This is a genomic window from Rhizobium sp. R635 (assembly GCF_002211285.1).
Lineage (GTDB): Bacteria > Pseudomonadota > Alphaproteobacteria > Rhizobiales > Rhizobiaceae > Rhizobium.
The window spans coordinates 72,667-99,184 of the sequence record NZ_LOKX01000002.1; the positions used below are offsets into that span (position 1 = coordinate 72,667).

At 61.2% G+C, this 26,518-nt stretch carries 29 protein-coding genes, 1 tRNA gene and 2 pseudogenes; 13 read left to right on the top strand and 19 right to left on the bottom strand.

All coding sequences use genetic code 11. The features are described from left to right. Positions 1-122: 122 nt before the first annotated feature. Positions 123-380 carry a YjhX family toxin gene (locus ATY78_RS03195; RefSeq protein WP_088680908.1) on the top strand — a complete coding sequence of 86 codons (258 nt, stop codon included), beginning with the start codon at positions 123-125 and terminating at the stop codon, positions 378-380. A 53-nt stretch (positions 381-433) separates the two neighbouring features. Here ATY78_RS03195 and ATY78_RS03200 read toward each other — a convergent pair whose 3' ends face one another. The 5 genes from ATY78_RS03200 to ATY78_RS03220 form a co-directional block, all read right to left on the bottom strand. Beyond that, complete coding sequence (locus ATY78_RS03200; RefSeq protein WP_088681036.1) at positions 434-709, bottom strand: hypothetical protein; 276 nt, start codon at positions 707-709, stop codon at positions 434-436. Between the two features lie 27 nt (positions 710-736). Beyond that, a complete protein-coding gene (locus ATY78_RS03205; RefSeq protein ID WP_088680909.1) occupies positions 737-1,231 on the bottom strand; it encodes a GNAT family N-acetyltransferase in 495 nt (164 codons plus the stop codon). Next, on the bottom strand, positions 1,222-2,703 hold the full coding sequence (gene gatA, locus ATY78_RS03210) for an Asp-tRNA(Asn)/Glu-tRNA(Gln) amidotransferase subunit GatA (protein WP_088680910.1): 1,482 nt from the start codon (positions 2,701-2,703) through the stop codon (positions 1,222-1,224). The genes ATY78_RS03205 and gatA overlap by 10 nt, the downstream gene beginning before the upstream one ends. 59 nt (positions 2,704-2,762) lie before the next feature. Continuing rightward, the gene (gene gatC, locus ATY78_RS03215) at positions 2,763-3,050 is read right to left on the bottom strand and encodes an Asp-tRNA(Asn)/Glu-tRNA(Gln) amidotransferase subunit GatC (RefSeq protein WP_088680911.1); all 288 of its coding nucleotides are present in this window, start codon (positions 3,048-3,050) and stop codon (positions 2,763-2,765) included. A gap of 69 nt (positions 3,051-3,119) precedes the next feature. Beyond that, positions 3,120-3,824, bottom strand: coding sequence for a metal-dependent hydrolase (locus ATY78_RS03220; RefSeq protein ID WP_088680912.1), 705 nt, complete (start codon positions 3,822-3,824; stop codon positions 3,120-3,122). 117 nt (positions 3,825-3,941) lie between these two features. Here ATY78_RS03220 and ruvX point away from each other — a divergent pair, with 117 nt between their 5' ends. Continuing rightward, positions 3,942-4,436, top strand: coding sequence for a Holliday junction resolvase RuvX (gene ruvX / locus ATY78_RS03225; RefSeq protein WP_088680913.1), 495 nt, complete (start codon positions 3,942-3,944; stop codon positions 4,434-4,436). Here ruvX and ATY78_RS03230 read toward each other — a convergent pair. From ATY78_RS03230 to ATY78_RS03235, 3 genes are all read right to left on the bottom strand, one after another. Beyond that, positions 4,373-4,705, bottom strand: coding sequence for a DUF6105 family protein (locus ATY78_RS03230; protein ID WP_088680914.1), 333 nt, complete (start codon positions 4,703-4,705; stop codon positions 4,373-4,375). The genes ruvX and ATY78_RS03230 overlap by 64 nt on opposite strands. Further along, positions 4,702-4,875 carry a hypothetical protein gene (locus tag ATY78_RS28410; protein ID WP_190237375.1) on the bottom strand — a complete coding sequence of 58 codons (174 nt, stop codon included), beginning with the start codon at positions 4,873-4,875 and terminating at the stop codon, positions 4,702-4,704. Before ATY78_RS28410 ends, ATY78_RS03230 begins: the two co-directional genes overlap by 4 nt. Positions 4,876-5,005: 130 nt before the next feature. Further along, positions 5,006-5,665 (bottom strand): TetR/AcrR family transcriptional regulator, encoded by a 660-nt coding sequence (locus ATY78_RS03235; protein ID WP_088680915.1) that lies wholly within the window; start codon positions 5,663-5,665, stop codon positions 5,006-5,008. Between the two features lie 248 nt (positions 5,666-5,913). Between ATY78_RS03235 and map the strand changes: the two genes are divergently transcribed. From map to ATY78_RS03270, 7 genes and pseudogenes are all read left to right on the top strand, one after another. Continuing rightward, positions 5,914-6,750, top strand: a complete 837-nt coding sequence (map, locus tag ATY78_RS03240) for a type I methionyl aminopeptidase (protein ID WP_088680916.1) — start codon at positions 5,914-5,916, stop codon at positions 6,748-6,750. Positions 6,751-6,757: 7 nt separating this feature from the next. Then, positions 6,758-7,570 (top strand): DNA repair protein RadC, encoded by an 813-nt coding sequence (radC, locus tag ATY78_RS03245; protein WP_088681037.1) that lies wholly within the window; start codon positions 6,758-6,760, stop codon positions 7,568-7,570. A 155-nt stretch (positions 7,571-7,725) separates the two neighbouring features. Beyond that, complete coding sequence (locus tag ATY78_RS03250) at positions 7,726-8,913, top strand: alpha-hydroxy acid oxidase (protein ID WP_088680917.1); 1,188 nt, start codon at positions 7,726-7,728, stop codon at positions 8,911-8,913. Between the two features lie 4 nt (positions 8,914-8,917). Continuing rightward, positions 8,918-9,049 (top strand): annotated as a pseudogene (locus ATY78_RS03255) (JAB domain-containing protein); the annotation flags it as partial. Between the two features lie 117 nt (positions 9,050-9,166). Continuing rightward, positions 9,167-10,573 (top strand): Si-specific NAD(P)(+) transhydrogenase, encoded by a 1,407-nt coding sequence (sthA, locus tag ATY78_RS03260; RefSeq protein WP_088681038.1) that lies wholly within the window; start codon positions 9,167-9,169, stop codon positions 10,571-10,573. Positions 10,574-10,630: 57 nt separating this feature from the next. Continuing rightward, positions 10,631-11,435 (top strand): annotated as a pseudogene (locus ATY78_RS03265) (endonuclease/exonuclease/phosphatase family protein). A 159-nt stretch (positions 11,436-11,594) separates the two neighbouring features. Continuing rightward, on the top strand, positions 11,595-13,370 hold the full coding sequence (locus ATY78_RS03270) for a radical SAM protein (RefSeq protein ID WP_088680919.1): 1,776 nt from the start codon (positions 11,595-11,597) through the stop codon (positions 13,368-13,370). A 92-nt stretch (positions 13,371-13,462) separates the two neighbouring features. Here ATY78_RS03270 and ATY78_RS03275 read toward each other — a convergent pair whose 3' ends face one another. The 5 genes from ATY78_RS03275 to ATY78_RS03295 all read right to left on the bottom strand — a co-directional run bounded on the left by ATY78_RS03275 (position 13,463) and on the right by ATY78_RS03295 (position 17,674). Further along, entirely contained in the window at positions 13,463-13,885 is a 423-nt protein-coding gene (locus tag ATY78_RS03275) for a nuclear transport factor 2 family protein (RefSeq protein WP_088680920.1), read from the bottom strand. 185 nt (positions 13,886-14,070) lie between these two features. Next, positions 14,071-15,555 (bottom strand): trigger factor, encoded by a 1,485-nt coding sequence (gene tig / locus ATY78_RS03280; protein WP_088680921.1) that lies wholly within the window; start codon positions 15,553-15,555, stop codon positions 14,071-14,073. Positions 15,556-15,757: 202 nt separating this feature from the next. Further along, positions 15,758-15,842 (bottom strand) — tRNA-Leu (locus ATY78_RS03285). 141 nt (positions 15,843-15,983) lie between these two features. After that, positions 15,984-16,574: a GDYXXLXY domain-containing protein gene (locus ATY78_RS03290; RefSeq protein WP_088680922.1), complete on the bottom strand. Its 591-nt coding sequence runs from the start codon at positions 16,572-16,574 to the stop codon at positions 15,984-15,986. Beyond that, on the bottom strand, positions 16,571-17,674 hold the full coding sequence (locus ATY78_RS03295) for a DUF2157 domain-containing protein (protein WP_088680923.1): 1,104 nt from the start codon (positions 17,672-17,674) through the stop codon (positions 16,571-16,573). Before ATY78_RS03295 ends, ATY78_RS03290 begins: the two co-directional genes overlap by 4 nt. A gap of 848 nt (positions 17,675-18,522) precedes the next feature. Between ATY78_RS03295 and ATY78_RS03300 the strand changes: the two genes are divergently transcribed. After that, on the top strand, positions 18,523-18,669 hold the full coding sequence (locus ATY78_RS03300; protein ID WP_008527135.1) for a DUF1127 domain-containing protein: 147 nt from the start codon (positions 18,523-18,525) through the stop codon (positions 18,667-18,669). Here the strand turns inward: ATY78_RS03300 and ATY78_RS28415 are convergent. Continuing rightward, positions 18,666-18,824 (bottom strand): hypothetical protein, encoded by a 159-nt coding sequence (locus ATY78_RS28415; protein ID WP_190237376.1) that lies wholly within the window; start codon positions 18,822-18,824, stop codon positions 18,666-18,668. The two genes, ATY78_RS03300 and ATY78_RS28415, sit on opposite strands and share 4 nt — an antisense overlap. Positions 18,825-18,968: 144 nt before the next feature. On the opposite strand from ATY78_RS28415, the gene ATY78_RS03305 reads away from it, so the two are divergent. Then, complete coding sequence (locus tag ATY78_RS03305; RefSeq protein ID WP_088680924.1) at positions 18,969-19,112, top strand: DUF1127 domain-containing protein; 144 nt, start codon at positions 18,969-18,971, stop codon at positions 19,110-19,112. Between the two features lie 104 nt (positions 19,113-19,216). Continuing rightward, a complete protein-coding gene (trmFO, locus tag ATY78_RS03310) occupies positions 19,217-20,650 on the top strand; it encodes a methylenetetrahydrofolate--tRNA-(uracil(54)-C(5))-methyltransferase (FADH(2)-oxidizing) TrmFO (protein ID WP_088680925.1) in 1,434 nt (477 codons plus the stop codon). 9 nt (positions 20,651-20,659) lie between these two features. Here trmFO and ATY78_RS03315 read toward each other — a convergent pair whose 3' ends face one another. From ATY78_RS03315 to yajC, 5 genes are all read right to left on the bottom strand, one after another. Beyond that, positions 20,660-21,127 (bottom strand): hypothetical protein, encoded by a 468-nt coding sequence (locus tag ATY78_RS03315; RefSeq protein WP_088680926.1) that lies wholly within the window; start codon positions 21,125-21,127, stop codon positions 20,660-20,662. Between the two features lie 72 nt (positions 21,128-21,199). Continuing rightward, positions 21,200-22,057, bottom strand: a complete 858-nt coding sequence (locus ATY78_RS03320) for a phytoene/squalene synthase family protein (protein ID WP_088680927.1) — start codon at positions 22,055-22,057, stop codon at positions 21,200-21,202. Between the two features lie 2 nt (positions 22,058-22,059). Further along, positions 22,060-22,446 (bottom strand): Mth938-like domain-containing protein, encoded by a 387-nt coding sequence (locus ATY78_RS03325; RefSeq protein WP_088680928.1) that lies wholly within the window; start codon positions 22,444-22,446, stop codon positions 22,060-22,062. Between the two features lie 4 nt (positions 22,447-22,450). Continuing rightward, complete coding sequence (gene secDF / locus ATY78_RS03330; RefSeq protein WP_088680929.1) at positions 22,451-24,991, bottom strand: protein translocase subunit SecDF; 2,541 nt, start codon at positions 24,989-24,991, stop codon at positions 22,451-22,453. 45 nt (positions 24,992-25,036) lie between these two features. After that, entirely contained in the window at positions 25,037-25,384 is a 348-nt protein-coding gene (yajC, locus tag ATY78_RS03335; protein ID WP_088680930.1) for a preprotein translocase subunit YajC, read from the bottom strand. A gap of 205 nt (positions 25,385-25,589) precedes the next feature. On the opposite strand from yajC, the gene ATY78_RS03340 reads away from it, so the two are divergent. Further along, entirely contained in the window at positions 25,590-26,462 is an 873-nt protein-coding gene (locus ATY78_RS03340) for an ATP-binding protein (protein WP_088680931.1), read from the top strand. The last annotated feature ends 56 nt before the right edge of the window (positions 26,463-26,518 follow it).

The window sequence follows — 26,518 nt, forward strand, 5'->3', positions numbered from 1 at the left end:
TAAAGGCCCTGCCCGCAAGTTTTCTTGCGCGCACGGGCCCGAAAAAAACGAAGCCCTGACGTTCGAATGAGCGCCAGATCGTTTTTGTGCGCCCTGCCGGGCGCGATACCGGATCTCACAACATGGATATTTCCCGCACGGAGCAGCGCATCCTGCATCTCATGGCCCAAGGCGGCCGCATCGAAATTACCCGCGACGACAACAGAAAGATCGAGAACGTCAGTTGCTTCACCCGCGACGGCTGGCTCTATCCCGGCGTCGGCCTCGATCTCTTCCGCAGGCTGAAGCGCCTCAAGGCAATCAAGTCTTCCAGCGGCCAGCCCTACCGGATCACCGAACGGGGGCTGAGGCTGGTCAGATCACAGCTGGACAACAGGTAGTTCGGGCAACCAACCCTGATCGCGCGTTCAACCGGCGCGGTCGGGGCTCAGTCTCAAGCCTTTGCAGAAAGTTCCGGCCGCATCGCCGCCCACTCGTCGGCCATCGCGCCCGTGCCGCGCATCTTTCCGGCGCGGCGATACCAGTAGTCGGCATTCCACTCGTCGCCCTCGATGCGGTGGCAGAGAGCGTGGCCCCAGTCGAACAGTTGCTCGCCTTCGTGGCGTTGACAGATGTCGTGAACCGCCTGCCAATCCGCCCCCATGGCAAAACCGCCGGCAGCAAGACGATCGATTGCCTCGATCAGCCGCATAAGATCATTGCTCGCCATAAGCCCCTCCTCGGTTTCGGCGGCCACTCAGCCGAGCCGCTTCTCCATATGCACCTTTTCGAGCGCGACGCCCATGCTCTTGGAGGATTCGATGCCGTGCCAGATGATGGTGAAGCCGCAGCGTTCGTAAAGCCGGATCGCACCCGCATTTCGCGCATGCGTGTCGAGCCGCACAGTCGCCAGCCCTTCGGCCGTCATCAACTCGCAGAAATGCAGCAATAGAGCCCGGCCGACACCCCTGCCCTGATGATCGGGATGCACCCAGAGGTCAGAGATATAATTTGCCTCGCCTTCACGCGCACCCCATCCCACGATCTCGCTGCCCAGTTCAGCAACGAAGATCTCGCCTTTCGTTTCTCCGGGAAAGATGGCGAACTCATGCTGCACTTTGGCAATCACATCGGGATCGCGATAGCTGTCCTCGAACGCAGCGCCCGCGGCCCATGCGGCGAAGCCGACGGCGCCGACCGTTTGGTGGTCGGCGGACGTTGTCTTTCGGATCGCGAGGTCGGTTACCACCACTTGGCCGGCGTGAACTTGCCGGCGGCCTGCTCGATGACGTAAGCGGTCTTGAAGAGGGTTTCCTCGTCGAAGGCCTTGCCGATGAGCTGCAGGCCGAGCGGCAAGCCCTTCTGGTCGAGGCCGGCGGGCACGGCGATGCCGGGCAGGCCCGCCATGTTGACCGTCACCGTGAAGATGTCGTTCAGATACATCTTCACCGGATCGGCCGCGAGGTTCTCATCGGCGATGCCGAAGGCCGAGGACGGCGTGGCGGGCGTCAGGATGGCATCGACGCCGGCGTCGAAGGCGAGTTCGAAATCGCGCTTGATCAGCGTGCGGACCTTCTGGGCGCGGATGTAATAGGCGTCGTAATAGCCGGCCGACAGCACATAGGTGCCGATCATGATGCGGCGCTTGACTTCCTTGCCGAAGCCGGCGGCGCGCGTCTTCTCGTACATGTCGACGATATCCTTGCCGTCGACGCGCAGGCCGTAGCGCACGCCGTCGTAACGAGCGAGGTTCGAGGATGCCTCGGCCGGAGCGACGATATAATACGCCGGAAGAGCGTATTTCGTGTGCGGCAGCGAGATGTCGACGATTTCGGCGCCGGCATCCTTCAGCCAGGCAATGCCCTGGCGCCAGAGGGTTTCGATCTCCTCCGGCATGCCGTCGACGCGATATTCGTTCGGAATGCCGATCTTCATGCCCTTCAGCGACTGGCCGAGGACGGCCTCGTAATCCGGCACGGGCAGATCGACAGACGTCGTGTCCTTCGCATCGACGCTCGCCATCGACTTCAGAAGGATCGCGGCATCGCGCACGTCGCGGGCGATCGGGCCTGCCTGGTCGAGCGAGGAGGCGAAGGCAACGGTACCCCAGCGCGAGCAGCGGCCATAGGTCGGCTTGATGCCGACCGTGCCGGTGAAGGCGGCCGGCTGACGGATCGAGCCACCGGTATCGGTCGCCGTGGCGCCGGCGCAGAGATGCGCGGCAACGGCTGCGGCCGAGCCGCCGGAAGAGCCGCCCGGAACGAGCTGCTGGTTGGAGCCCCCTGCCCGCCAGGGATTGATCACCGGGCCATAATAGGAAGTCTCGTTGGAGGAGCCCATGGCGAACTCGTCCATGTTGAGCTTGCCGAGCATGACGGCGCCGTCATCCCACAGGTTCTGCGTCACGGTCGATTCGTAACGCGGCTCGAAACCATCGAGAATGTGGCTGCAGGCCTGGGTGTGGACGCCGACGGTGGCGAAGAGATCCTTGATGCCGAGCGGAATGCCTTCGAGTTCGCCCGCCTTGCCGCTAGCGATGCGCTCGTCAGACTTCCGGGCCATGACGCGAGCAAGATCCGGCGTCGTCTTGATATAGGCGTTCAGCCGGTCATTGGCCGCATCGATCGCCGAAATATAGGCATCGGTCAGTTCGATTGCGGTGATTTCCTTGGCGCGCAGCTTCCGGCGGGCTTCGGCAATGGTCAGGCTGGTGAGTTCGCTCATCGTGTTTTCGCTTCAGGTCTTTAAAATGGCAACAGGGTCGGAAAGAGGCTTTCGAAGCCCTATTCGACGACTTTCGGCACCAGGAAGAAATTATGGTCGGTGACGGGCGCATTGGCGACGACGTCAGCCGCCTTGTTGCCGTCGTTCACCTCGTCGGTGCGCTTCTTCATCGCCATCGGCGTAACCGATGTCATCGCTTCGATGCCATCGACATTGACCTCGGAGAGCTGCTCGACGAAGCCGAGAATGCCGTTCAGCTCGCCGACCATGCGATTTGCCTCGTCCTCGGAGACGGCAATACGGGCAAGTTTGGCGACGCGCTTCACGGTGGCGAGATCGACGGACATGGCATTCTCCGGGTGGGATTTTTCCTACCCGCTATAAAGGCCATGTCCGCCTGACGCAACGGGGTTTCGTCAGATCGACAGGCTCTCGGATGGCTTGAGCGGCTTCGCTTCCGTCTTCGATCCCTCCATGCCGACCACGAATTTATCGGCCGTCTGATCGATGATCGGGAAGGTGCCGAAGTGGCAGGGGATCGCGGTCTTGAAGTTGAAATAGCGCCGGCACGCCAGGGCCGCCACCGCGCCGCCCATGGTGAAGCGGTCGCCGACCGGCACGAGGCCGATGTCGGGCTGGTGCAATTCGTTGATCAGCGCCATGTCGGAGAAGATGTCGGTATCGCCCATGGCCAGAATCGAGGCCTCGTCTTCGAAATGCAGCATCAGACCGTTGGCGTTGCCGAGCGCATGCGAGACGCCGTCCTCGGTGATCTGGGCAGACGAATGCAGTGCATTGGTGAAGGTCGCCGAGAAGCTGCCGAGCGCAACCGTGCCGCCGGTATTGCCCATCTCGATCTTGTCGATGCCCTTGGAGCCGAGCCAGGCGGCGAGATCGGCATTGGCGAGAACGACAGCGCCGGTTTCCTTGGCAAGCGCCACGGTATCGCCGACATGGTCGCCATGGCCATGCGTCAGCAGGATGTGGGTGATGCCTGCCGAAACGTCCTTGATATCCTGGCCGGAAAAGGAGGCGTTATAGCTGAGGAAGGGATCGAGCAGGATCTTCGCCTTTCCGGTCTCGATGCGGAAGGCGGAATGGCCGAGCCAGGTGATCTTCATGAAATCTCTCCTTTATTACGTGATGCAAAAGCCGATATCGATGCTAAGGACATATCTCATGCGCCCGCAAAGGAAAGCGGCGGCGACTTCAATTTCTTTTGACGGGACGAAACGGCGATGACGGTGCTGACGATCGAGGAAATGGCTGGGATGCTCCCCCCGGGACAGGCTATCGCCGGCCTCGATCTCGGCACCAAGACGATCGGGCTTTCCATGTCCGATCTCGGGCGGCGTTTCGCCACGCCGCGCCCGGTGATCCGCCGGGTCAAGTTCACCATCGATGCGCAGGCACTGCTGGATTTCGCCTCAGCCGAAAAGATTGCGGGCTTCGTCATCGGCCTGCCGATGAATATGGACGGATCGGCGGGTCCGCGTGTGCAGGCGACGCGCGCCTTCGTGCGCAACATGGAACAGAAGACGGCGCTGCCCTTCGTTTACTGGGACGAGCGGCTTTCGACGGTTGCGGCGGAACGGGCGCTGCTGGAAATGGACGTCTCACGCGCCAAGCGGGCCGAACGGATCGATTCGGCCGCGGCAAGCTTCATCCTTCAGGGCGCCCTCGACAGGCTTTCCTTGCTGGCAAGGTCTGCTGGAGACGAGTTCAGCGCCTGACGCGCCTTCCACCAGGCGATGATCGACTTGCGCTTCCTGAAGCCGAGAATGGCGAAGACGACGAGGCTGTCGACTGCGATGGCGCGGGCAACGAGCGGCGGAATCGTCTCCGGCGGAACGCCCAACGCCTCGCCATATAGCTGGAACGTCAGATCATGGACCTGTCGCGTCAGCATGAAGATGCCGAAGTTCATGTCGTAATAGGAAAGCCAGTACCATCCGCCCAGGAAGACGATGGGGCCGGCCCAGAAGATCAGAAACCACTTCATGCGGCCTCTCCTCCATGCTTGCGCACAACGGGCAGATCGAAAGAGACCAACCGGGTCGACAACGCCATGATGCAAAGCACCAGCGTGGGAACCGCTATATCCAGCGCCAAGGCCGCGAAAAACATCATGGCCGTCACGAGCAACAAGGCTTTAGCGATTTTGGCTCCCATGGACGTCAACTCGGGACTCTACTCGTATCATCTCTGCTGACATCGACACTGTCGGGTTAACCAGATCCATGCAACGTAAACCATTCGTTAAGGTTAACGCCGGAGCCGCCTCCTGTGGATGAAGCAGATGTCAGCCGTAGACGCCGCGCACGATGCGCTTCAGCGCGGTTGCCGCCTTCTCCCAGTCCTTCGCCGTCTTCAGCGACAGGCCGGCACACTGCCCGCCTGCCGCGCCTGACAGCACGAGATGCTGGATCGCAGCAATGATGACGGCGTTGACGGCGGCTGCCTCCACGCCCTTCGGCGGCGCCAGCGAGCCGCGCATGCGCTCCAGCCAGAGAGCAAGGGCTTTCGAGCGCGCTTCGGAAAGCCGCCTCACCTGCTCGGTGTTCTCCGATACCTCCCAGGCGAGGATGCGGCGCATCAGCGAATCGTTTCTCAAGGCGTCGAGGAGAAGAAGCGCCAGCCGCTCCATCAAGTCGCCATAAGTGAGCAGGAACATGCCGCCGGTATCTTCCGGGATACGGTCCCTCACCCAGTTCCCGAGATCGGCGCCGATCGCCTCGACCAGTCCGTCGAGCCCGCCATAATAACGATAGATCAACTGCTTGTCGCAGCCGGCGCGGCGGGCGACGGCATTGATGCCGAAGTTCTGGAAACCCTCCTCGGCCAGCAGGTTCTTGGCGGCGGCCAGGATGGCGCGTTCGGTGGCGCCGCGATCACGCACGCGCCGTTCCGGTTCCGCGCCGGCCTCGGGCAAAATTTCAGTTTCTACGGCTTCATTCAGCATGACCGACCCTTCCCCGCTGTCACCAATCGGTGAGTATCTGGGGGATTTCATCCGATCAATCCTATCTCCTTGGGAAGATTGTGGATATTCGGCCCGGACCGCTGATTGGCCATACGCTGGCACGTGAAAACTACACATTCGACGGGTCGGACCCGTCCAGAAATGTCGTTGTTGCGGTTGATCACGATGGACGAACCCGGCATAGCTGCATTATGAACAAATCTAACAATCTCCGCTAAGGCCCTGCAATGGTGAACTATATCGAAGCCTCTTCCGCGCCCCCGAAGAATACAGGCGCCATCCGGCTTTACGACTCGGAAGCATTCGAGGGCATGCGCAGGGCCTGCCAGTTGACCGCGCGCTGTCTCGATGCGCTCGCCGCCATCGTCAAGCCGGGGCTGGTGACCGATGACATCGACCGGTTCGTCTTCGATTTCGGGATGGATCACGGCGCCCAACCGGCGACGCTGAATTATCGCGGCTACACCAAATCGACCTGCACCTCGATCAACCACGTCGTCTGCCACGGCATTCCGAACGACAAGCCGCTGCGCGAAGGCGATATCGTCAATATCGACGTCACCTTCGTGCTCGACGGCTGGCACGGCGATTCCAGCCGGATGTACCCTGTCGGCACGGTCAAGCGCGCCGCCGAGCGGCTGCTCGAAGTCACCTATGAGTCGCTGATGCGCGGCATCGCCGCCGTCCGGCCGGGTGCGCGCACCGGCGCGATCGGCGAGGCGATCCAGGCCTATGCGGAGGCCGAGCGCTGCTCGGTGGTTCGCGATTTCTGCGGCCATGGCGTCGGCCGGCTGTTCCACGATTCGCCTAATATCCTGCACTACGGCCGTGCCAATGAAGGGCCGGAGCTGCGTGAAGGCATGATCTTCACCATCGAGCCGATGATCAATCTCGGCCGGCCGCATGTGAAGGTGCTCGCCGACGGCTGGACGGCGGTCACCCGCGACCGCTCGCTTTCGGCCCAGTACGAACATACTGTCGGCGTCACCGCCAATGGCTGCGAGATCTTCACGCTCTCGCCTGATGGCCTCGACCGCCCCGGCCTGCCGCCGTTCAACGGGTGACGATCCGATGGCGAAAGGGCCTGTTTCGAGATCGTCCGACAACGAACTGCCTTTCGAGGAACCTGTCGCCGCGGACGAACGCTCGTTCTTCGGCCAGCCTGGTAAATCATCCGCGCCCAGGACTGCCCTGCCCGCCTCGCTTGGGGTGCAGGAGCATTACCACGGCCATCGAGAGCGCTTGCGGGGCCGTTTTCGCGAGCACGGCGACACCGCCCTTGCCGATTACGAAATCCTCGAACTCCTGCTTTTCCGCCTGATTCCGCGGCGCGACACCAAGCCGATAGCCAAGGCGCTCATCGAACGGTTCGGCTCGCTCGCCGGCGTCTTCGGCGCGCCGGCGGCGCTGCTGACGGAGGTGAAGGGTGTCGGCGAGGCTGTGGCGCTCGACCTGAAGCTGATCTCCACCGTGGCCCACCGGACCCTGAAGAGCGAGCTCAGAAGCAAGCAGGTGCTCTCCTCCTGGTCATCGGTCATCCAATATTGCCATGCGGCGATGGCGCATGAGACACGCGAACAGTTCCGTATCCTCTTCCTCGACAAGCGCAACGTGCTGATCGCCGATGAGGTGCAGGGCCGCGGGACGGTGGACCACACGCCGGTCTATCCGCGCGAGGTGGTGAAACGGGCGCTCGAGCTTTCGGCAACGGCGATGATCCTCGTGCACAACCACCCCTCCGGCGACCCGACGCCATCGCGCGCCGATATCGAGATGACGAAGGTGATCATCGACGCGGCCAAGGCGCTCGACATCACCGTCCACGACCACGTCATCATCGGCAAGGACGGCCATGTCAGCCTGAAGGGGCTGAAGCTGATCTGAACAGACAATGGGCTGATTGCCGACGAAGCATCAGAGGCAAGCGAAGACTGGGGAAAGCTGGAGTTGACAGCAGTCGCTGGCGCGGGATTCTATGTAATCCTGCGCCGCCACTCGCTGAATAATGCCCGCCCGAAATACCGAGAAGATAAAGCTTCATGACGATCTCCAGCGGTAAGACTGATCGATCGAGCCGGCTCTGCCGCGATGTGCTCTGCCTCGATGATTTTGAAGTGAGGGCACGGCGACATTTGCCGAAGCCTCTGTTCGGTTATATCGCCGGCGCGACCGAGACCAATGCGTCGCTGCGGCATAACGCAGAGGCCTTCCAGGCCTTTGCCTTTCGGCCTCGTGTGCTTCGGGACGTCTCGAGGCGCAGTACCGAGACGAGCCTCTTCGGCAAGAGCCATGCCGCACCGTTCGGCATCGCGCCGATGGGGATCAGCGCGCTGATGGCCTATCGGGGGGACATCGTGCTCGCGCAAGGAGCCGATCAATCGGGAATCCCGATGATTATAAGCGGTTCGTCACTCATCCCCCTGGAAGAGATAGCTGCGGTTTCACCACAAGCATGGTTTCAGGCCTATCTCCCCGGCGAACCCGACCGTATCGACGCTCTCATCGATCGGGTCGCTGCGGCCGGCATCGGTACACTTTTGCTGACCGTGGATACGGCCACGCTGCCCAATCGCGAAAATAATGTAAGGGCGGGATTTTCGACGCCTTTGCGTCCCGGGCTCCGCTTGGCATGGCAGGGCATCTCGCATCCCCGCTGGACAACCGGTACATTCCTGCGCACGATCGCCCGGCACGGCATTCCGCATTTTGAAAATTCCTACGCCACAAGAGGCGCGCCGATCATCTCGTCCAACGTCACACGCGATTTCGGCAAGCGTGACCATCTCAACTGGAGCCATTTGGAGCGGATACGCAAGCGGTGGTCCGGCAAGCTCGTGGTCAAGGGGATCATGCATCCCGAAGACGCGGCGCGGGCTGCAGATACCGGGGCGGATGGAGTGATCGTCTCCAATCATGGCGGCCGCCAGCTCGACGGCACCGCCTCTCCTCTTCAGGTCCTTCCGGAAATTGCGGCACGTGTTGGAGACAGCATTGCCGTCATGATCGACGGCGGCATCCGGCGCGGAACGGATATCATGAAGGCGCTCGCGCTTGGCGCCTGTTTCGTGTTCGTGGGCAGGCCGTTCCTTTATGCTGCGGCCGTCGCGGGACTACCGGGCGTGCTCAGAGCGGCGGATATCCTGAAGACGGAACTGCATAGCAATATGGCGTTACTCGGCGTTACCAGAGTGACCGATATTTCCACGGACTACATCACTCGCGCATGAACAACCGTCGCGCGCTGACATCGATATGACGAAGGTGATCATCGACGCGGCCAAGGCACTTGATATCACTGCCTACGACCACATCAGCAGCAGCAAGGACGGCCATGTCAGCTTGAAAGGGCTGAAGCTGATCTGAAAACCACACCTCGGCGGGATTCGGCGCTCGTAAAACAATCTGTAACATTGACCGGCTACCGATAGAGGAGCGACATTTTTGTCGCAAATGATTCCATTTCCAATTCGGGGCTTGATGATGTTTCAGTACGATCTCGTTGTAGTGGGCAGCGGTCCCGCGGGGCGCCGCGGCGCGATCCAGGCTGCGAAACTCGGCAAGAAAGTGCTGGTCATCGAACAGGGCAAACGCGTCGGCGGCGTGTCCGTCCATACCGGCACCATTCCCTCGAAGACGCTGCGCGAGACAGCGCTCAATCTTTCCGGCTGGCGCGAGCGCGGCTTTTATGGCCGCAGCTACCGTGTGAAGCAGGAAATCAGCGCCGAAGACCTGCGTCGCCGCCTGCTGATCACGCTCGACCATGAAGTGGAAGTGCTTGAACATCAGTTTGCCCGCAACCGCGTCCACCATGTCCGCGGCAAGGCGAGTTTCATCGATTCCACGACTTTGCAAGTCATCAAGGACGACGGCGAAGCCATGACGGTGAGCGGCGCGAGCATTCTGCTTGCGGTCGGCACCAAGCCTTTCCGGCCGGATTACATGCCCTTCGACGGCAAGAGCGTTCTCGACAGCGACGAATTGCTCGATATCGAGGAACTGCCGCGCACGATGGTCGTCATCGGCGCCGGCGTTATCGGCATCGAATATGCAACGATCTTTTCGGCGCTGGATACGGCCGTCACCGTCATCGATCCAAAGTCGACCATGCTTGACTTCATCGACAAGGAAATCGTCGAGGATTTCAGCTATCAGCTGCGCGACCGCAACATGAAGCTGCTGCTGGGCACGAAGGCCGATAAGGTCGAGCGGCTGGATACCGGCAAGGTCCAGCTGACGCTCGACAACGGCCGCCATCTCGTGACCGACATGGTGCTTTTTGCCGCCGGGCGTATGGGCGCGACCGATACGCTCAACCTGCCGGCCATCGGCCTCGAGCCGGACAGCCGCGGCCGCCTCAAGGTCAATCCCGAGACCTTCCAGACCTCCGTACCCAATGTCTATGCCGCTGGCGACGTCGTCGGCTTTCCGAGCCTTGCCTCGACCTCGATGGAACAGGGCCGCATCGCCGCGCGCGTCGCAATCGGCGCGGTCGCCAAGGAGCCGCAGAAATATTTCCCCTACGGCATCTATGCCGTGCCGGAGATTTCGACCTGCGGCCTGACCGAAGAGGAAATGAAGGAGCGCGGCATTCCCTATGAATGCGGCATCGCCCGCTTCCGCGAGACGTCGCGCGGTCATATCATGGGGCTCGATACCGGGTTGCTGAAACTGATCTTCTCGCTGAAGACGCGGCGCCTGCTCGGCGTGCATATCGTCGGCGAAGGTGCGACCGAACTCGTGCATATCGGCCAGGCCGTGCTCAATCTCAAAGGGACGGTCGAATATTTCGTGGAAAATACGTTCAATTACCCGACGCTCGCCGAAGCCTACAAGATCGCCGGCCTCGACGCATGGAACCGGATGGGCGACATCAAGTCGGAACTCTAAACCCGCCACGTGAGAGCTGTGGTTTAAATCCGCCCGCGAAAACGGAGCCGAACGACATTGCGCATCATTTCGCTGAACGCATGGGGCGGCAGGCTGCATGAAGCCCTGATCGGCTATGTCAGCCAGGCCGATCCCGATGTGCTGTGCCTGCAGGAGGTGCTGCGGGCGCCGGGTGCGGCTCCGGGATGGTCGATCTATCGAGATGCGGGGCTGGAACTGCCGCAGCGCGCCAATCTCTTCGATGAGATCGGCGCCGCCCTGCCCGGCCATGACGGCGTCTTCTGCCCGACATCGAGAGGGCAGCTCTTCGACGGCGACACCGCCATTGCCGCCGAATTCGGCTTGGCGACCTTTGTGCGAAAATCACATTCCATCATCGCCCAGGGGCTGGACTTCGTGCACGGCCGCTTTTCGCCCGAGGGCTGGGGCGACCATCCGCGGCCGCGAAATGCCCATTGCATCCACCTCTTTAGCCATGAACAGGCTTCCAGCGTGACCATCGCCCATATGCATGGCCTGCGTGGATCCCGCGGGCAAGGGCGACACAGCGGCACGCGAAGAACAGGCCGAAGCGCTGGTCAGGCTGATCGAGCGCGTCTGGCCGGGCGACGAAGGGCTTGTCGTCTGCGGCGATTTCAACGTGCTGCCTGACAGCGCGACCTTCAGGATTCTCGCCAGATTAGGGCTTGCCGATCTCGTCACTGGAAACGGCCTTGTAGACACGCGAACCTCCTACTATCTGAAAGAGGGTCGATATGCCGACTATATGCTTGTGACACCGGGGTTAAATATTGCCAAATTCGAGGTGGTCGCGGCGCCGGAGGTCTCCGACCACCGCGCATTGCTGCTCGATATCATGTAGTATATTGATGGTTGAGAGCCTGCGTGGAGTATCCCGCCGGTGCTGATTTTTATGCCCGAGTTTGAAGCCCGGTAGTTCGCATCCTTACGACGTGCCTGATATTTGCCTTCAACGCCATTTTGTCTCCAGGCAAAAGCTTCTAAAGAAAGATTGACACTCTTGTCCCATATCCCGGAAGCCGCGCGCAGACGTTTTCAGCTCATCCTGATCAAGCCGTCGCATTATGACGATGACGGCTACGTCATCCGCTGGTGGCGGGCGATGATCCCCTCCAATTCGCTCGCGGCTCTCTACGGCATCGCCGCCGAATGCGCTGAGCGTAAAGTGCTCGGTCCCGATACGGCGATCGACATCACCGTGATCGACGAAACCAATACGCGGATCGATTTTGCCCGGCTGCTCGCCCAGTTCAAGCGTCACGACAATTTCGGCATGATCGCACTGGTCGGCGTCCAGTCCAACCAGTATCCGCGCGCGCTCGACATCGCCCGGCCCTTCCGCGATGCCGGCCTGCCGGTCTCGATGGGCGGCTTTCATGTTTCCGGCTGCCTGTCGATGCTCGACGGCAAGGCGGTCGGGCTCGACGCCTGCCGCGATATGGGCATCTCGATGTTCGCCGGCGAGGCCGAGGGGCGGCTCGACATGGTGCTGCGCGATGCCGCCGCCGGCGAGCTGAAGCCGCTCTATAATTTCATGAACGACCTTCCCGGCATCGGCGGCACGCCGGTTCCCTTCCTGCCGAAGGACAATATCCAGCGCACGCTCGGCCTCAGCACCAGCTTCGACGCCGGGCGCGGCTGTCCCTACCAGTGCTCCTTCTGCACCATCATCAACGTGCAGGGGCGCAAATCGCGCTTCCGCTCGGCCGACGACGTCGAGAGGCTCGTGCGGATGAACTGGGCGCAGGGCATCCACAAATTCTTCATCACCGACGACAATTTCGCCCGTAACAAGGATTGGGAAGCGATCTTCGACCGGCTGATCGAGCTCAAGGAACGGGACGGCATACCGCTCGGCCTGATGATCCAGGTCGATACGCTCTGCCACAAGATTCCGAATTTCATCGAGAAATCCAAGCGCGCCGGCGTCACCCGCGTCTTCATCGGTCTCGAAAACGTCAATCCCGACAATCTGACGGCCGCCAAGAAGAACCAGAACAAGATCACCGAATACCGCAAGATGCTGCTCGCCTGGAAGGCGCAGGGCATCATGACGCTTGCCGGCTATATCCTGGGCTTTCCGGCCGATACGCCGGAATCGATCCGCCGCGACATTGCCATCATCCAGGAAGAGCTGCCGCTCGACGTCATCGAATTCTTCATCCTGACGCCGCTTCCCGGCTCCGAGGACCATCAGGTTCTCTGGAAGAAGGGCGTCGAAATGAACGGCGACCTCAATATCTATGATGTCGAGCATGTCTGCACCGCCCATCCCAAGATGAGCAAGCAGGAATGGGAAGACATCTACCATGAGGCCTGGTCGCTCTATTATTCGCCTGATCATATGAAGACGCTGCTGCGCCGCGCCGTGGCGACCGGGGTGCCGCTGGCAAGGCTCGTCAAGGTTCTCGTCTCCTTCGCAACCACTGTGCCGCTGGAAAACGTGCATCCGCTGCAGAGCGGCCTCCTGCGCCTGAAGACGCCGTCGGAGCGGCGTCCGGAACTGCCGCGCGAACATCCGCTGCTCTTCTGGCCGCGCTTTGCCTGGGAAACCGTCCGCAAACATGCTTCCCTCGCCGGCACGATCATCGGGCTGACGATCTCGGCGTTCCTGATCTCAAGGGATGCGAAGACGAAAACTTATATGGACCAGGCGCTGACGCCGGTCGCGGATGACGAAGAAGAGACGCTCAGCCTCTTCACCAAAACAGCAGGCGGAACCGCAGCCGTGAGCCATGTCAGGAAGGTCGCGGAACTGACACGGACCGCGCATTGAGCTGCAATTCCCGCGACGGCGGCTGATGCCTCTTGGGCGAAAGGACAGGGGCATCAAAGTCGAAGCCTGGAGGCTCCGACTTTGGCGGTCATTCAGGCGATTTGGATCATCTTCGTCGTCTCGGCCACTTGCAGCGTGTCGACGAATTCGACGATCTTGACCGGTTTCCCATCCTTGAAATGGATCTTGTCGACGAACTCCGTATAGAAGCTCACACCCGATGGGATGTGCCTGACCTCGCCTTCGCGATGGGCGAAGACCATATGCTCGTCCTCGTCCACATAGATGCCGGCTGTCTTGACGTTGGATAGATCCCACATCGTAATAAGCTGCGTTATCGCTTGGCGAAAGGCATGTCCGTCGGCTTCCGTCGTTAAAGGCTTCAGCCGTGTATTGCCGACCATTCGGAAAGTGCAATCGTCACCGATCAGCGCCAGCGTGCCCTCTATATCGCCGCGGTCACGCACAGCATAGATTTCCTCTACCAGCTTCTTCATGTCATGTTTCTCAGTCATATTCAGCTCCTCCCACACCGAAGAAAATCTGCGCCGAATTATACTTTAATTCAACTATTTGTTGCCGGAGATAAAGATGACACCACAACGAAGGCGGGCCTGAGAATGAACTGCCCAAATGACCCGAAAAAGAAAAGACCCCGCGCGATGGCGGGGCCTTCCAAACTTTCAGAACGAGCGAGCGATTACTCGGCGCTGTCCTCGGAAGCCTTCTTCTTCGGAGCGGCCTTCTTCTTCGGGGCAGCTTCCTCGCCTTCGCCGGCGTCGGCAGCTTCAGCCTTGGCGGCAGCCTTCTTCTTCGGAGCAGCCTTCTTGGTTTCAGCCTTGGCTTCGCCTTCTTCCTCGGCGAGCAGTTCTTCCTTCGTCACCTTCTTGTCGGTGACGTCGATTTCGGTCAGCAGATGGTCGATGACCTTCTCTTCGAAGATCGGCGCGCGGATCGAAGCGGCGGCGCCCGGCTGGCTGCGGAAGAATTCGAGGATCTGCTTTTCCTGGCCCGGATACTGACGCAGCTGATCGTAGATAGCGCGCTGCATTTCGTCTTCGGTGACTTCGACGCCGGCCTTTTCGCCGATTTCGGAGAGAACGAGGCCGAGGCGGACGCGGCGCTCGGCGAGCGTCTTGTATTCCTCGCGTGCCTTCTCCTCAGTCGTGTCTTCGTCTTCGAAGGTCTTGCCGGACTGGGCGAGATCGTTGTTCACCTGGCTCCAGATGCCGTTGTACTCGGCATCGACGAGCGAAGCCGGGGTGTCGAACTTGTACATCTCGTCGAGCTGGTCGAGGATCTGGCGCTTCAGCTTCTGGCGGGTCAGCGAGCCGTACTGCGATTCGATCTGGCCACGGACGATCTCCTTCAGGCGGTCGGCGGATTCGATGCCGAGCTTGGAAGCGAGTTCGTCGTTGATCTCGACGGCGCCGGGGGCTGCAACATCCTTGACAGTGATGTCGAAGGTCGCTTCCTTGCCGGCAAGGTTCTTGGCCGGATAGTCGGCCGGGAAGGTCACGGTGATGGTCTTCTCTTCGCCGGCCTTGACGCCGACGAGCTGGTCTTCGAAGCCCGGAATGAAGCGGCCGGAGCCGATCACGAGCTCAGCGCCCTGATCGGTGCCGCCTTCGAAGGCTTCGCCGTCGACCTTGCCGACATAATCCATGGTGATGCGGTCGCCGTTGGCGGCCTTGCCGGTCTTGCTCTCGTAGGAGCGGGCGCTTTCAGCGACCTTCAGGACCTGCTCGTTGACTTCGTCATCCGAGATGTCGATGACTTCGCGCGTGACCTTGATGCCCTTGACGGACTTCAGCTCGATCGGCGGCAGAACTTCGTAGGAGAGCGTGAATTCGAAATCCTGCTGGGCGGAGAGGATCTTGTCGGCTTCGTCCTTGTCCTCGGTCATGGCGATTTCCGGCTGGGTGGCCGACTTTTCGCCGCGGCTGGATAGGATGGCAGCCGGCTGCTCGCGGACGATCTCGTTGACGAGCTCGGCCATGATCGACTTGCCATAGACCTTCTTCAGGTGAGCAGCGGGGACCTTGCCCGGACGGAAGCCGTTGATGCGGACCTTGTCCTTCACGTCGGCAAGACGCTCATTCATCTTGTCTTCCATGTCCTTGGCCGGGATAACGACCTTGATTTCGCGCTTCAGCCCTTCAGCGAGCGTTTCGATAACCTGCATGTCTTCCTACCTTCATGTCGTGGCGGCCGTGCCCAGACGCCGTTCGTTTCTATGAGCACGACGCCGGCAGCGTGCCGCGCGTGGCTTTTCCCAATTCCTGCATCATTCCACCCAAGGGGGAACGGCACTCGCTTCCGGGTATCTGGCCAACCTTGCGGTCGTCCGGGACAACTAAATTCTTAGTCTCCCCCTGCAAACAGCCTGGTGCGGGTAGAGAGACTTGAACTCCCACGCCTTGCGGCACCAGAACCTAAATCTGGCGTGTCTACCAATTTCACCATACCCGCGTTCACAGAACCGCATGCCTATGCCTGCGCATGAGGCCTTCCGGAGCGCGGCGTCTCTATATCACCCGATTTGGTCGAGGCAAAGGAAAAATGAACGTCCAATGACAGGGGAAAGCCGCCCTTCCCCAAAGGGTTCGAGGATCAGTAAAGCGGCTCTTCGTAAACCGGCTTGCCGTCGACGAGCAGGCTGCGGATCTGTGCGCCTCCCGATGGCGAGACGCGCACTGATATGGCGACGTTGCCGTCATTGCGGGCCTCTTCGATCGGCTTTCCCTCGCCTTCCGGAACGTAGTAGCGCTCGATGCCGTATTCGACACGGATGCTGTCGATGGCGCTAGGTCCGCTGCTGTAGAACGGCAGGCTGCGCAGCACCACGGTCTCCGGCTGCGGCGGCAGCGCCTGGAAGGATGATTCGACGATCGTCCAGAAACCGTCCGGCTGCCTCTTCAGCCGGACCCACAGTGTAAGCTCGCCAGGCTCGGCCGGAATGCCGCCGGCAATGGTCTGCACCGGCACCGAAGATATGTCGTAGTTCAGGATGACATAATCACCGCGCAGAAAATCGCGCGGGTCGACGGGAGCCGTTTTCAGCAGCACCTCGGCGCCGTCACGCAGGATCGAAGCCCGGCTCTGAATGATCGTGCCGAGGATCAAGGTCTGCAGGCCGGCGACGATGATCGCCGAAATCAGATAACCCTTGCCGGACTGAAGTCTTGCCACGAAGGAGGTCATGCGCGCTCCTCCCGTGCATGAGCGGAAAAGCGCCGCTCGAGACGGATGACGATCCAGGCGACCAGCGCCACCACGAGGCCGGAGAAGAGGAAGAGGCTCGACGTGCCGAGGATCGAGTCAATGGTGACGGAGGCAAGATAGAGCATCTCAGCTGCGAAGGTCAGATAGGCGAGATAACGGACAGCGCCGTTGTCTCTGCCATGCAGGACGATCGCCAGGACGGAAGCCGCAAGCGTCACCACACCGAGCACTGCCAGCCGCCAGCCGCTCTCGATTTCGATATGCAGCAACAGGAAGCCGATCGCGGCGATGAGGAAGCTGTAGAAGGCCGGAGCCGCGCCGGCGCTTCGGACGAGATAGGCAATCTGCGTCATCGGCGCCGCCGTCAGGACGACGCCCGCAATACCGCCGATCGCGAAGGCGAGCGCAACGGTGATTTCCTCATGAAGAGTATAGAGCCAGGCGAGCCAGCCGATCAGCAGCAGATAGGCGAGATGCCGGGCGCGCTCGGCGCCGGTGTAACGCACCAGCCCGATCACGATCGCCGCCATGACCGGCGCCATCCAGGGATCGAGCCCGATCCAATGATTGTCGTTACCCTCAAGATAGACGGCGAAGGACGCCCAGGAGAGGAAGCCGGCGACGACGACGACGGCGCCCGAACGGAACAGGATCGCCGAGACCGTCGCGATCGCAAACCAGAGATACATCACCGTCTGCTGGTCGCCGGAGAGGTGATACATCTGCCCGACTAACGAGATGGCGCCGCCGAAGCTCAGCGCGCCGATGACCAGCAAGCCGCCCGCCGCCGCGGACGCGCCGCGGGCGAGCATCAAGGCGGCGGCGATGTGCACGGCCCAGATCAAAGCAAGGATGGCGCCCACGCGCACCAGACGAGGGATAGCCTCCCAGTTGGACGCGACGACCAGCAGGACGGCGGCCGCAAGCAGCACGGCCGCCAGCGCCATCAGCACCCGGCCGAGGCTGAAGCTCGCCGGACGGCTGTCATATTCGGCGAGAAGCTTGGCCGCCGTTTCCTCTCCGAGCAGGCCCTTGCCAACCCAGAGCGAGAGATCCCGCTGCAATCTGCCGCGATACATGTTCCACCCCTCATTTCCGCAACACTTGCACGGCGTTGCGGCTTCCGTCGTTATAGACGCAGCACAGGCCTTCGCAAACGCCCTCGCGACAAATATGCAAAATCCTCATTGGTCTAAATTGGGGCGAGTGTTAACCGGCCGCTAACGTCAGTATTGCTAATATAGCTGCATGTCCGGAGAGGCATGCGCGTGACGCATACCCCTCATGAATTTATTGCACTGCAAAAAACTCATTAGTCATACTATTTATTGACTCACCAAAGCACGGGGATGGCGCCCCGGCCCGGCTCCGCCGGATGCCCGCGGATTTGGTTTCCGTGACGAGATTCGCAGCTGTGCACTCCTCCTCCCAAGCGCGCTGCGATAGACTGGCAACAACTCCTCCTCCCAGTTGCCAGTCACTTTAATGCGCCCGCCGGATCCTCCCCCGGCGGGCGTTTTATTTGATTAACGCATTGGCCGTCCAAGGACTTTCGTCGCCTGACACAATCGCGCCACGGTAGCGACAACCCGAGCGGCCGATCGGCCGGACGAGCCCAGGCCAGAACGGAACGCGTTGTCCAGGTGATGGAGCAGCCGAAACGTCCCGAAAGGCGGGATTTCACGTAGAGACGCTCCGATGAGCACGTCGTCCAGTCGACTTCCCAGGAAACCATTCTGCCCATTCGTTGACCAGAAAGAGGTAAGACCGTGTCAAATATACCGAAAGCATTGCATACTTCGCATAGGTGATCTGAAAACTTGGCTGTTTTCCTCTTCCGCGCTGCAACATATATTCCAGTCATCAAATAGAGGTCAGCGCCGATGGGTGGCTGCTGGCAGATGAAACCCTCGGAAAGGGGCTCAACATGAACATCACTCGCTCTTTCAACAACTGGCGCAAGTATCGTCAGACCGTCACCGAACTCGGCCGCATGAGCAACCGCGAATTGCACGACCTCGGTATCGACCGTTCGGACATCCATCGCGTCGCTCGCGAAGCTTCTTCGCGCTAATTCAAGGCGATCGCTGCTTCCTCCCAGGCAGTATCGTCCTCGATCGAAACGCCCGCTGTATCCCAGCGGGCGTTTTCTTTTTGTCTGCGTGCAACCTCCAATAATTGCATGTTTTCCGGCTTCCTTAGCCCGCTCAAAAAATATTCACCGCTCATTTTGAGAGCATCATCGTGCACAATTGCATGGCAGACGCCTTTTATTTGCACTGCACAATGGGGCTGAGATCGCCTATATAAACATCAACCGCAGAGAGATAGCGATCCCGCCATCCAGCGGACACTTGTTTGAGGAAAAAGACCATGAACCCGATCCGCATTGCAAAAAGCTGGCTCAGCTACCGCCGTACGCTTACCGAACTCGGCAGCCTGTCCAACCAGACCCTGTCCGACATCGGCGTCAGCCGCTACGACATCCGCAATATCGCATCCCGCTCGTTCCGCTAATAGCGGGCGTTAATACGAGCGCGATGCTTCCAAGACGGCGCCATGAGGCGCCGTTTTTGATTCCAGGTGTTGGATCACATCTGCCGACATGATATCAGCCCGGGATGAACACGATCTCCTCCTATTCTCCCATTCATGTCGTCGGCGGCGGGCTTGCCGGTTCGGAAGCCGCCTGGCAGATCGCCAGTTCCGGCGTCCCGGTCATCCTGCATGAAATGCGCGGTGTGCGCGGCACGGATGCGCACAAGACCGATGGCCTGGCCGAACTGGTCTGCTCCAATTCCTTCCGCTCCGACGATGCGACCAGCAATGCGGTCGGTGTCATCCACGCCGAGATGCGCATGGCGGGCTCGCTGATCATGGCCGCGGCCGATCGGCATCAGGTGCCCGCGGGCGGCGCGCTCGCCGTCGATCGCGACGGCTTCTCCGAGGCCGTCACTAAGGCAATCCACGACCATCCTCTCATCACCGTCGTACGAGAAGAGATCACCGGCTTGCCGCCGCGCGACTGGGATCTTGCCATCGTCGCCACCGGACCTCTGACGGCGCCGTCGCTCGCAAGCGCCATCCAGGCGGAGACCGGTAAAGAGTCTCTCGCCTTCTTCGACGCCATTGCGCCGATCGTCTATCGCGAGAGCATCGACATGGATATCTGCTGGTATCAGTCGCGCTACGACAAGGTCGGCCCCGGCGGCACCGGCAAGGATTACATCAACTGCCCGATGGATGAGGCGCAATACAATGCCTTCGTCGATGCGTTGATCGCAGGCGACACTGTCGGCTTCAAGGAATGGGAAGGCACGCCCTATTTCGACGGCTGCCTGCCGATCGAGGTGATGGCCGAACGCGGCCGCGAGACGCTGCGCCACGGCCCGATGAAGCCGATGGGGCTGACGAATGCGCATAACCCGACGGTCAAGGCCTATGCCGTCGTGCAGCTGCGGCAGGACAATGCGCTCGGCACGCTCTACAATATGGTCGGTTTCCAGACGAAGCTAAAATATGGCGCGCAGGCTGAGATCTTCCGGCTGATCCCTGGCTTGGAAAATGCCGAATTTGCCCGTCTCGGCGGCCTGCACCGCAATACCTACATCAATTCCCCCACCCTGCTCGATCCGTCGCTGACGCTGAAATCGCGCCCAGGCCTACGTTTCGCCGGCCAGATCACCGGTTGCGAGGGTTATGTGGAAAGCGCCAGCGTCGGGCTGCTGGCCGGTCGTTTCGCCGCCGCCGAACGCAAGGGTGAGGCGGTCTCGCTGCCGCCGGCAACGACGGCGCTCGGCTCGCTGCTCGGCCATATCACCGGCGGACACATCGTCACCGACGAGGAGCCGGGCAAGCGTTCGTTCCAGCCGATGAACATCAATTTCGGGCTGTTTCCGGAGCTTCAGCCCGGTTCGATCGTCAAGCCCGAGGGCGTCAAGCGCTTCCGCGGCAAGGATAAGACGATCATGAAGCGGCAGTTGATCGCGCGCCGCGCGCTTGCCGACTGCGCTGCCTGGCTCGGCCAGAATTCGCCGCTTGCCGAAAGCGCCTGAGCAGCCGCTCTACTGTTTGTTGGCCGCGGAAATATGGCCGGATGGCAGGTCCTTATCCGGCTCGGCGATGTAATTGCCGAGCAGCCAGAGCGCAACTTCCGAGGCCTCCTTGGCGGAAGCGAACTCGAAATCGCCGTTATGATGGGCCGCATCGAGGAAATCGATCACCAGCCCCCTGCCCGTCTTCGAGCTGACGACGCGCACGCGGCCGGGCTCGATCAGATGGCATGCGAAATGGCGTGACATATTGCGCATGACGCCCGCCTTGTTGTCATGCAGGCGCACGAAGATCGCCTGGCCGTTTTCCGTCGCCTGCAACTGGCGGATCGCCTCGTTCGGAAAGGCGCGGCCGAATTCGATGATGGCGAGGCCCGTGTCGTGCAGGCCGTCTTCCTTGTTTTGCGCGGCCATGCGCGTCACCACGAAGGCAAAGAAAATGACGATGGCGAAAAGAACACACCAGACGATAATGCCCACGCCGAGTCTCCGTTCATAAGGGTAGCGGTTCCAGCCTTGTAACGCGCGAGACTTGCGCGAGTTTGACCGGTGTCAGATTTTTCTGCGGGCTGCAGAGAGCGCCATGCGGAGCTGGCGGCGCCATTGCGGCGGCTGCAGCGGCCGGTCGAACAGCAAGTGCCCCCGCTTCTGGGCCTTCAGGAGCACCGGTTCGGCAAGCGTTGCCGGCAGGAAGGCTGGAAAAACGGCCGGCGCGATCGGCCCCGCTCCCCTCGCCTTTACCAGATGCTCCCGGCCGAGGCCGGCAAAGGCTTCGATGGCGGCAGAGATACGCGGCTTGTCTTGCCCGGCGAGAAAGGCATCGCGGTCGAGACCGGTCGCCGAGAGGATCTGCAGCGGAATATAAACCTGGCCACGGCGGCGATGCAGCGGCATCAGCAGCAACAGGCCCGCAACCGCCTGGGCGACGCCGGCATGGCCGGCGGCAGTGGCCGATCGGGCGGCCTCCTCCGGCGAGAGCACGAGGCTTGCGAGCTGGATCAGGGCGGATGCCGTCTCGCCGGCGTAGCCTTCGAGCGAAAGGCGCGTTTCCATCGGATCGTCGTAGAGATCGAAGGTGCGAGCCTCGATCATGTCGATCAGCGTCTTGCGCGGCAGGCGATGGGTTTCGATCGCCGTCAGAAGTCCGGCGGCGACCGGATTTGCCGCCGTCGAGCCATGCGCGCTGCCTTCCAGCAGATCGCGCCAATATTGCATGCGCACCTCTCCGGGCAACGGCTCATGCACGAGATCGCGGACACGGGCAAGCTCAGCATTGAAGGCGTAAAGGGCGGCAAGCGCGCCGCGCTTTTCCTCCGGTGAGAGAAGGCAGGCGAGATAGCGGTCGCGATCATTGTCGCGCAGCATCGCCAGGCAGATGTCCTGGTTCGTCGCAATAGCGGCTTCCGTCATCGTCAGACCGCAATCAATGCCGCTGCAACGGCGCGCTGCTCCGCGAGCATGATGTTGAAGGTGCGCACCGCTGCACCCGTGCTCATCGGATCGGAGGCGATGCCGCGCGCCTTCAGCGCCTGCTTCAACTCCTCCGGCAGACGACGGAGCTCCGTTCCGGTGCCGACGAGCAGAACCTCGATATCATCAGCCTCATCCAGCACGCGGCGGAAATTTTCGGCCGAAAGCGGCTTCGACATATCCATATCCCAGCCGTGAATGCCGGAGGGCAGGCAGAGGATCGAGCCGCGATGCGACATGTCGGCAAAGCGGAAGCCGCCATTGCCGTAGGTATCGATCGGGGCGCGGCCGGGAAAATGCGCCGCGCGGATTTCTATGCCTTTTGCCATATTTTTAAACCACCGTGCCGGATCTTACACCAGCATCCGTCTTGTTGCTCTCTTCTCCATCCGGAGCCTCCGGCCGCAGCCGGAAGACGATCAATACAGGAGCGGCGATATAGATCGAAGAGAAGGTGCCGAGCGCAACGCCGAAAAGCATCGCAAAGGAGAAGGAGCGGATGACTTCGCCGCCGAAGAGACACAGCGCCAGCAAGGCGAGCAGCGTGGTCGCCGCAGTCAGGATGGTGCGCGACAGCGTCTGATTGATCGAGGCATCGATCAGGATCGGCAGCGGCATCTTCCTGTATCGCTGGAGATTTTCGCGCATACGGTCATAGACCACGACAGTGTCGTTGAGGGAATAACCGACGACGGTGAGCACGGCGGCGATGCTCGTCAGGTTGAACTCGATGCCGGTGAGCACGAAGAGACCGAGCATGATGATGACGTCATGCAGCGTGGCAATGATGGCGCCGACCGCGAACTGCCATTCGAAGCGAATCCAGATGTAGACCAAAATCGCCGCAAGGGCTGCCAGCACGCCGAGCGTCGCCATCAGCGTCAGCTCGCCCGAAATGGAGGGGCCGACGACCTCGACGCGACGGAAATCATAATCGCTCTCGAGCTCGCCGCGCACCAGCGTCGCCGCCGACTGCTCGGCATTCTCACCACCGCCCTGGGAGGCGATGCGGATTCGCGCATTCGACGGCCCGCCCGTGGGCTCGACCCTGACATCGCCGAGATTGAGGTCGTTGAGGCGCGAACTGAGATCGGCGATGTCGGCATTGCCCTGCTTCGCCGTGACCTCGATGAGCGAGCCGCCGGTGAAATCGATGCCGAGATGCAGGCCGACGGTGGCAAAAGCTGCCATGGCGATCAGCGAGACGACCGCCGACGTCGTAAAGACATAGCGGCGTATCCCCATGAAGCGAATATTGGCGTGTTCGAAAAGATGCGTCAGGACGCTCTTCGGCAGATGCCGGGGATGGCGCCGCCGCAGCCAGACGGCGACGATCGAGCGTGTCAGCGTGAAGGCCGTGAAGACGGTCGTCAGGATACCGACCGCCAGCGTTACCGCGAAACCGCGGATGGATTCGCTGCCGAGGAAGAAGAGGATGACCGCGGCGATGAAGATGGTGACATTCGCATCGACGATGGTTGCGAATGCGCGCGAAAAACCACGGTTGACGGCCTCGGCAAAGGAATGGGTAGCCTTTTCCTCTTCCCGAATGCGCTCGTAGATCAGCACGTTCGAATCCACCGCCATGCCGACGATCAGCACGATGCCGGCAATGCCGGGCAAGGTGAGCGTCGCGCCGGCAAGGCTGAGCGCCGCCACGATGAGGATCAGGTTGAAGAAGAGCGAGACCACGGCGATGGCGCCGAGGATGCGATAGAGCGTGATCATCAATGCTGCGACCAGCACGACGGCGACGAGACCGGCAACGAGACCGGAGAAGATGGATTCTCCGCCAAAGCTCGGGCTGACGCTGCGCTCCTCGACGCTCGTCAGCGTCGCCGGCAAGGCCCCGGCGCGCAGCATCACCGCAAGGTCGCGAACGCCATCCTCGGAGAAATTCGCCAAAATCCGGCCCTCGCCACCGGTAATCGGCGCTTCGATGCTTGGCGCCGACATCACCTGGTCGTCGAAGACGATGGCCAGGTGTTTGCCGACATTCCGCCCCGTCACCTCAGCCAGCCGCCCTGTGCCTTCCGCGTCGAGACGATACGCGATCGACGTGTCCTGCGTCTGCGGATCGATGACCGGCTCGATATGCACCATGTTGCCGGCCGTGGCGAAAGCGGTGCGGTCGACGAGATAGGGAACCGGCGGATCGTCCAGCGAATAGAGGACCTCAGAGGTCACCGGCCAGCGGCCGTTCAGCGCCTCCTGTCCGGACATACTTTCATCGATCAGATGAAAGGAAAGCTTGGCCGGCTGGTTGAGAAGATTCTTCAATCGCTCCGGATCGACCGCTCCCAGCACCTGCACGACGATCCGGTCGGCGCCATCGGGACGGACGATGAAATTGTCATAGCCGAAGCCCGCGATGCGGCGGCTGACGATATCGAGCGAACGGGTCTGGGCGGAGGCGATGTCGGCGGCAATGCCTGCATCGGAAATCTGTAGCGAAAGCTGCCCGTCCGCGCCCTGCTGAAGCGCCATGTCCGGTCCCGAATGCCCATCGGGTGCCGTCAGAGGCTTCAGGAGGTCGACCGCCTTCTGCGTCTCGGCCGGATCGGTGATCCGCACCGTGACGGTCTGGTCGTTGCCGGTCAGCCCGGTATAGCGGATGCCCGCGCCGCGCAGTGCGTTGCGCACATTTGCGACGGCCTCTTCCAGCCGGTCCTTGACGATATCGGACCGCTCGACCTTCAGAACGATATGCGAGCCGCCCTGAAGGTCGAGGCCGAGCGTCATACGGTCATGCCGCAGCAGGGCCGGCATAGAGGCGCGCTGCGCCTCAGTCAGCAGATTGGGCGCAGCAACGATGATCGCCGCAAACGCGACCAGCCAGATCAGAAGTGTTTTCCAACGGGAAAAATGCAACATTCTCTCGACGATCTTCCGATCCGGCGGTCCTGCCGTTATCGCTTATTATGCCGCGTCGGCCTTAACAGGTTCACCCTTGACGCGAACATCGGAAATGCCGCTGCGGACGATGCGCACGCGAACGCCTTCTGCGATCTCGACTTCCAGTTCCTTGTCGTCGACGACCTTGGTGACCTTGCCGACGAGGCCGCCGCCGGTCACGACCTGATCGCCACGACGGATCGCCTTCAGGGTTTCTTCACGCTTCTTGGCCTGGGCGCGCTGCGGGCGGATCAGCAGGAAGTACCAGACGACCATCAGCGGCACGAACAGGATGATCATTTCGAAACCGGAGCCGCCGAATGCCGATGTGGTGTCGGTCGCGCTCTGCGCGAATGCCGGGGTGATGAACATGCTAAACTCCTCAGGCTTGGGCGGCGGAACTCCGCCTCTCTTTTCAGGTTGCCGGACTATAGTTACGGCTTCGATGAATGCAACAGAAACAGCCGGAAACCGTACCGATTCCGCTGCCTCATAACCTTTCCGGCTTTAAAACGCCATGCTAGGCCGCACGGAAAGACCAAAGTGGATTGCCGCAGCGAAAAACAGGAGGCTTGCGATGACCGAGGAAATCAACACCGTCCTGCTTGCCGAAATCAAACGGCTGGCCGACGCGGTCGAGCGTCTTGCCGGACCGGCGCCAGCCGTCAACGACTGGGATGCCGCCGACTGTTTCGTCTGGGCGCCGCTGCGCCAGCATCTGCAGCCGGTCAAGCGGCCCAACCGGGTGGCGCTGAAGCTCATCCGCGGCGTCGATCACGTGCGCGATATCCTGCATGAGAATACGGTGCGTTTCGCCGAAGGCTATGCCGCCAACAACGTGCTGCTCTGGGGCGCGCGCGGCATGGGAAAATCCTCACTTGTCAAAGCCGTGCATGAGGATGTCAGGGGCGAAAGCGGTGTTGCGCTGAAGTTGGTGGAAGTTCATCGCGAGGATATAGCGAGCCTCCCCACCCTGCTCGATCTCCTGAAGGACACGCCCTACCGCGTCATCGTCTTCTGCGACGACCTCTCCTTCGATCACGACGACACCGCTTACAAGTCGCTGAAGGCAGCGCTCGACGGCGGCGTCGAAGGACGGCCGGACAATGTGCTCTTTTACGCCACTTCAAACCGGCGCCATCTCCTGCCGCGCCACATGATGGAAAACGAGCAGTCGACGGCGATCAATCCGTCGGAGGCCGTGGAGGAGAAGGTTTCGCTGTCCGACCGCTTCGGCCTCTGGCTCGGCTTCCACAAATGCAGCCAGGAGGATTATCTTGGCATGATCGACGGCTATGCCGATCACTTCAAGCTCGGGCTCGAACGCGACAAGATGCATGCCGAGGCGCTGGAATGGGCGACGACGCGCGGCGCGCGCTCCGGCCGCGTCGCCTGGCAGTATATCCAGGACCTGGCCGGGCGCATGCGCGTCCATATCGACAGGGCCTGAAAGCCGAAGCGCGCCGCATGAACAAGGTTCGCTGCGACGCGCTTCAGCCGTACTCA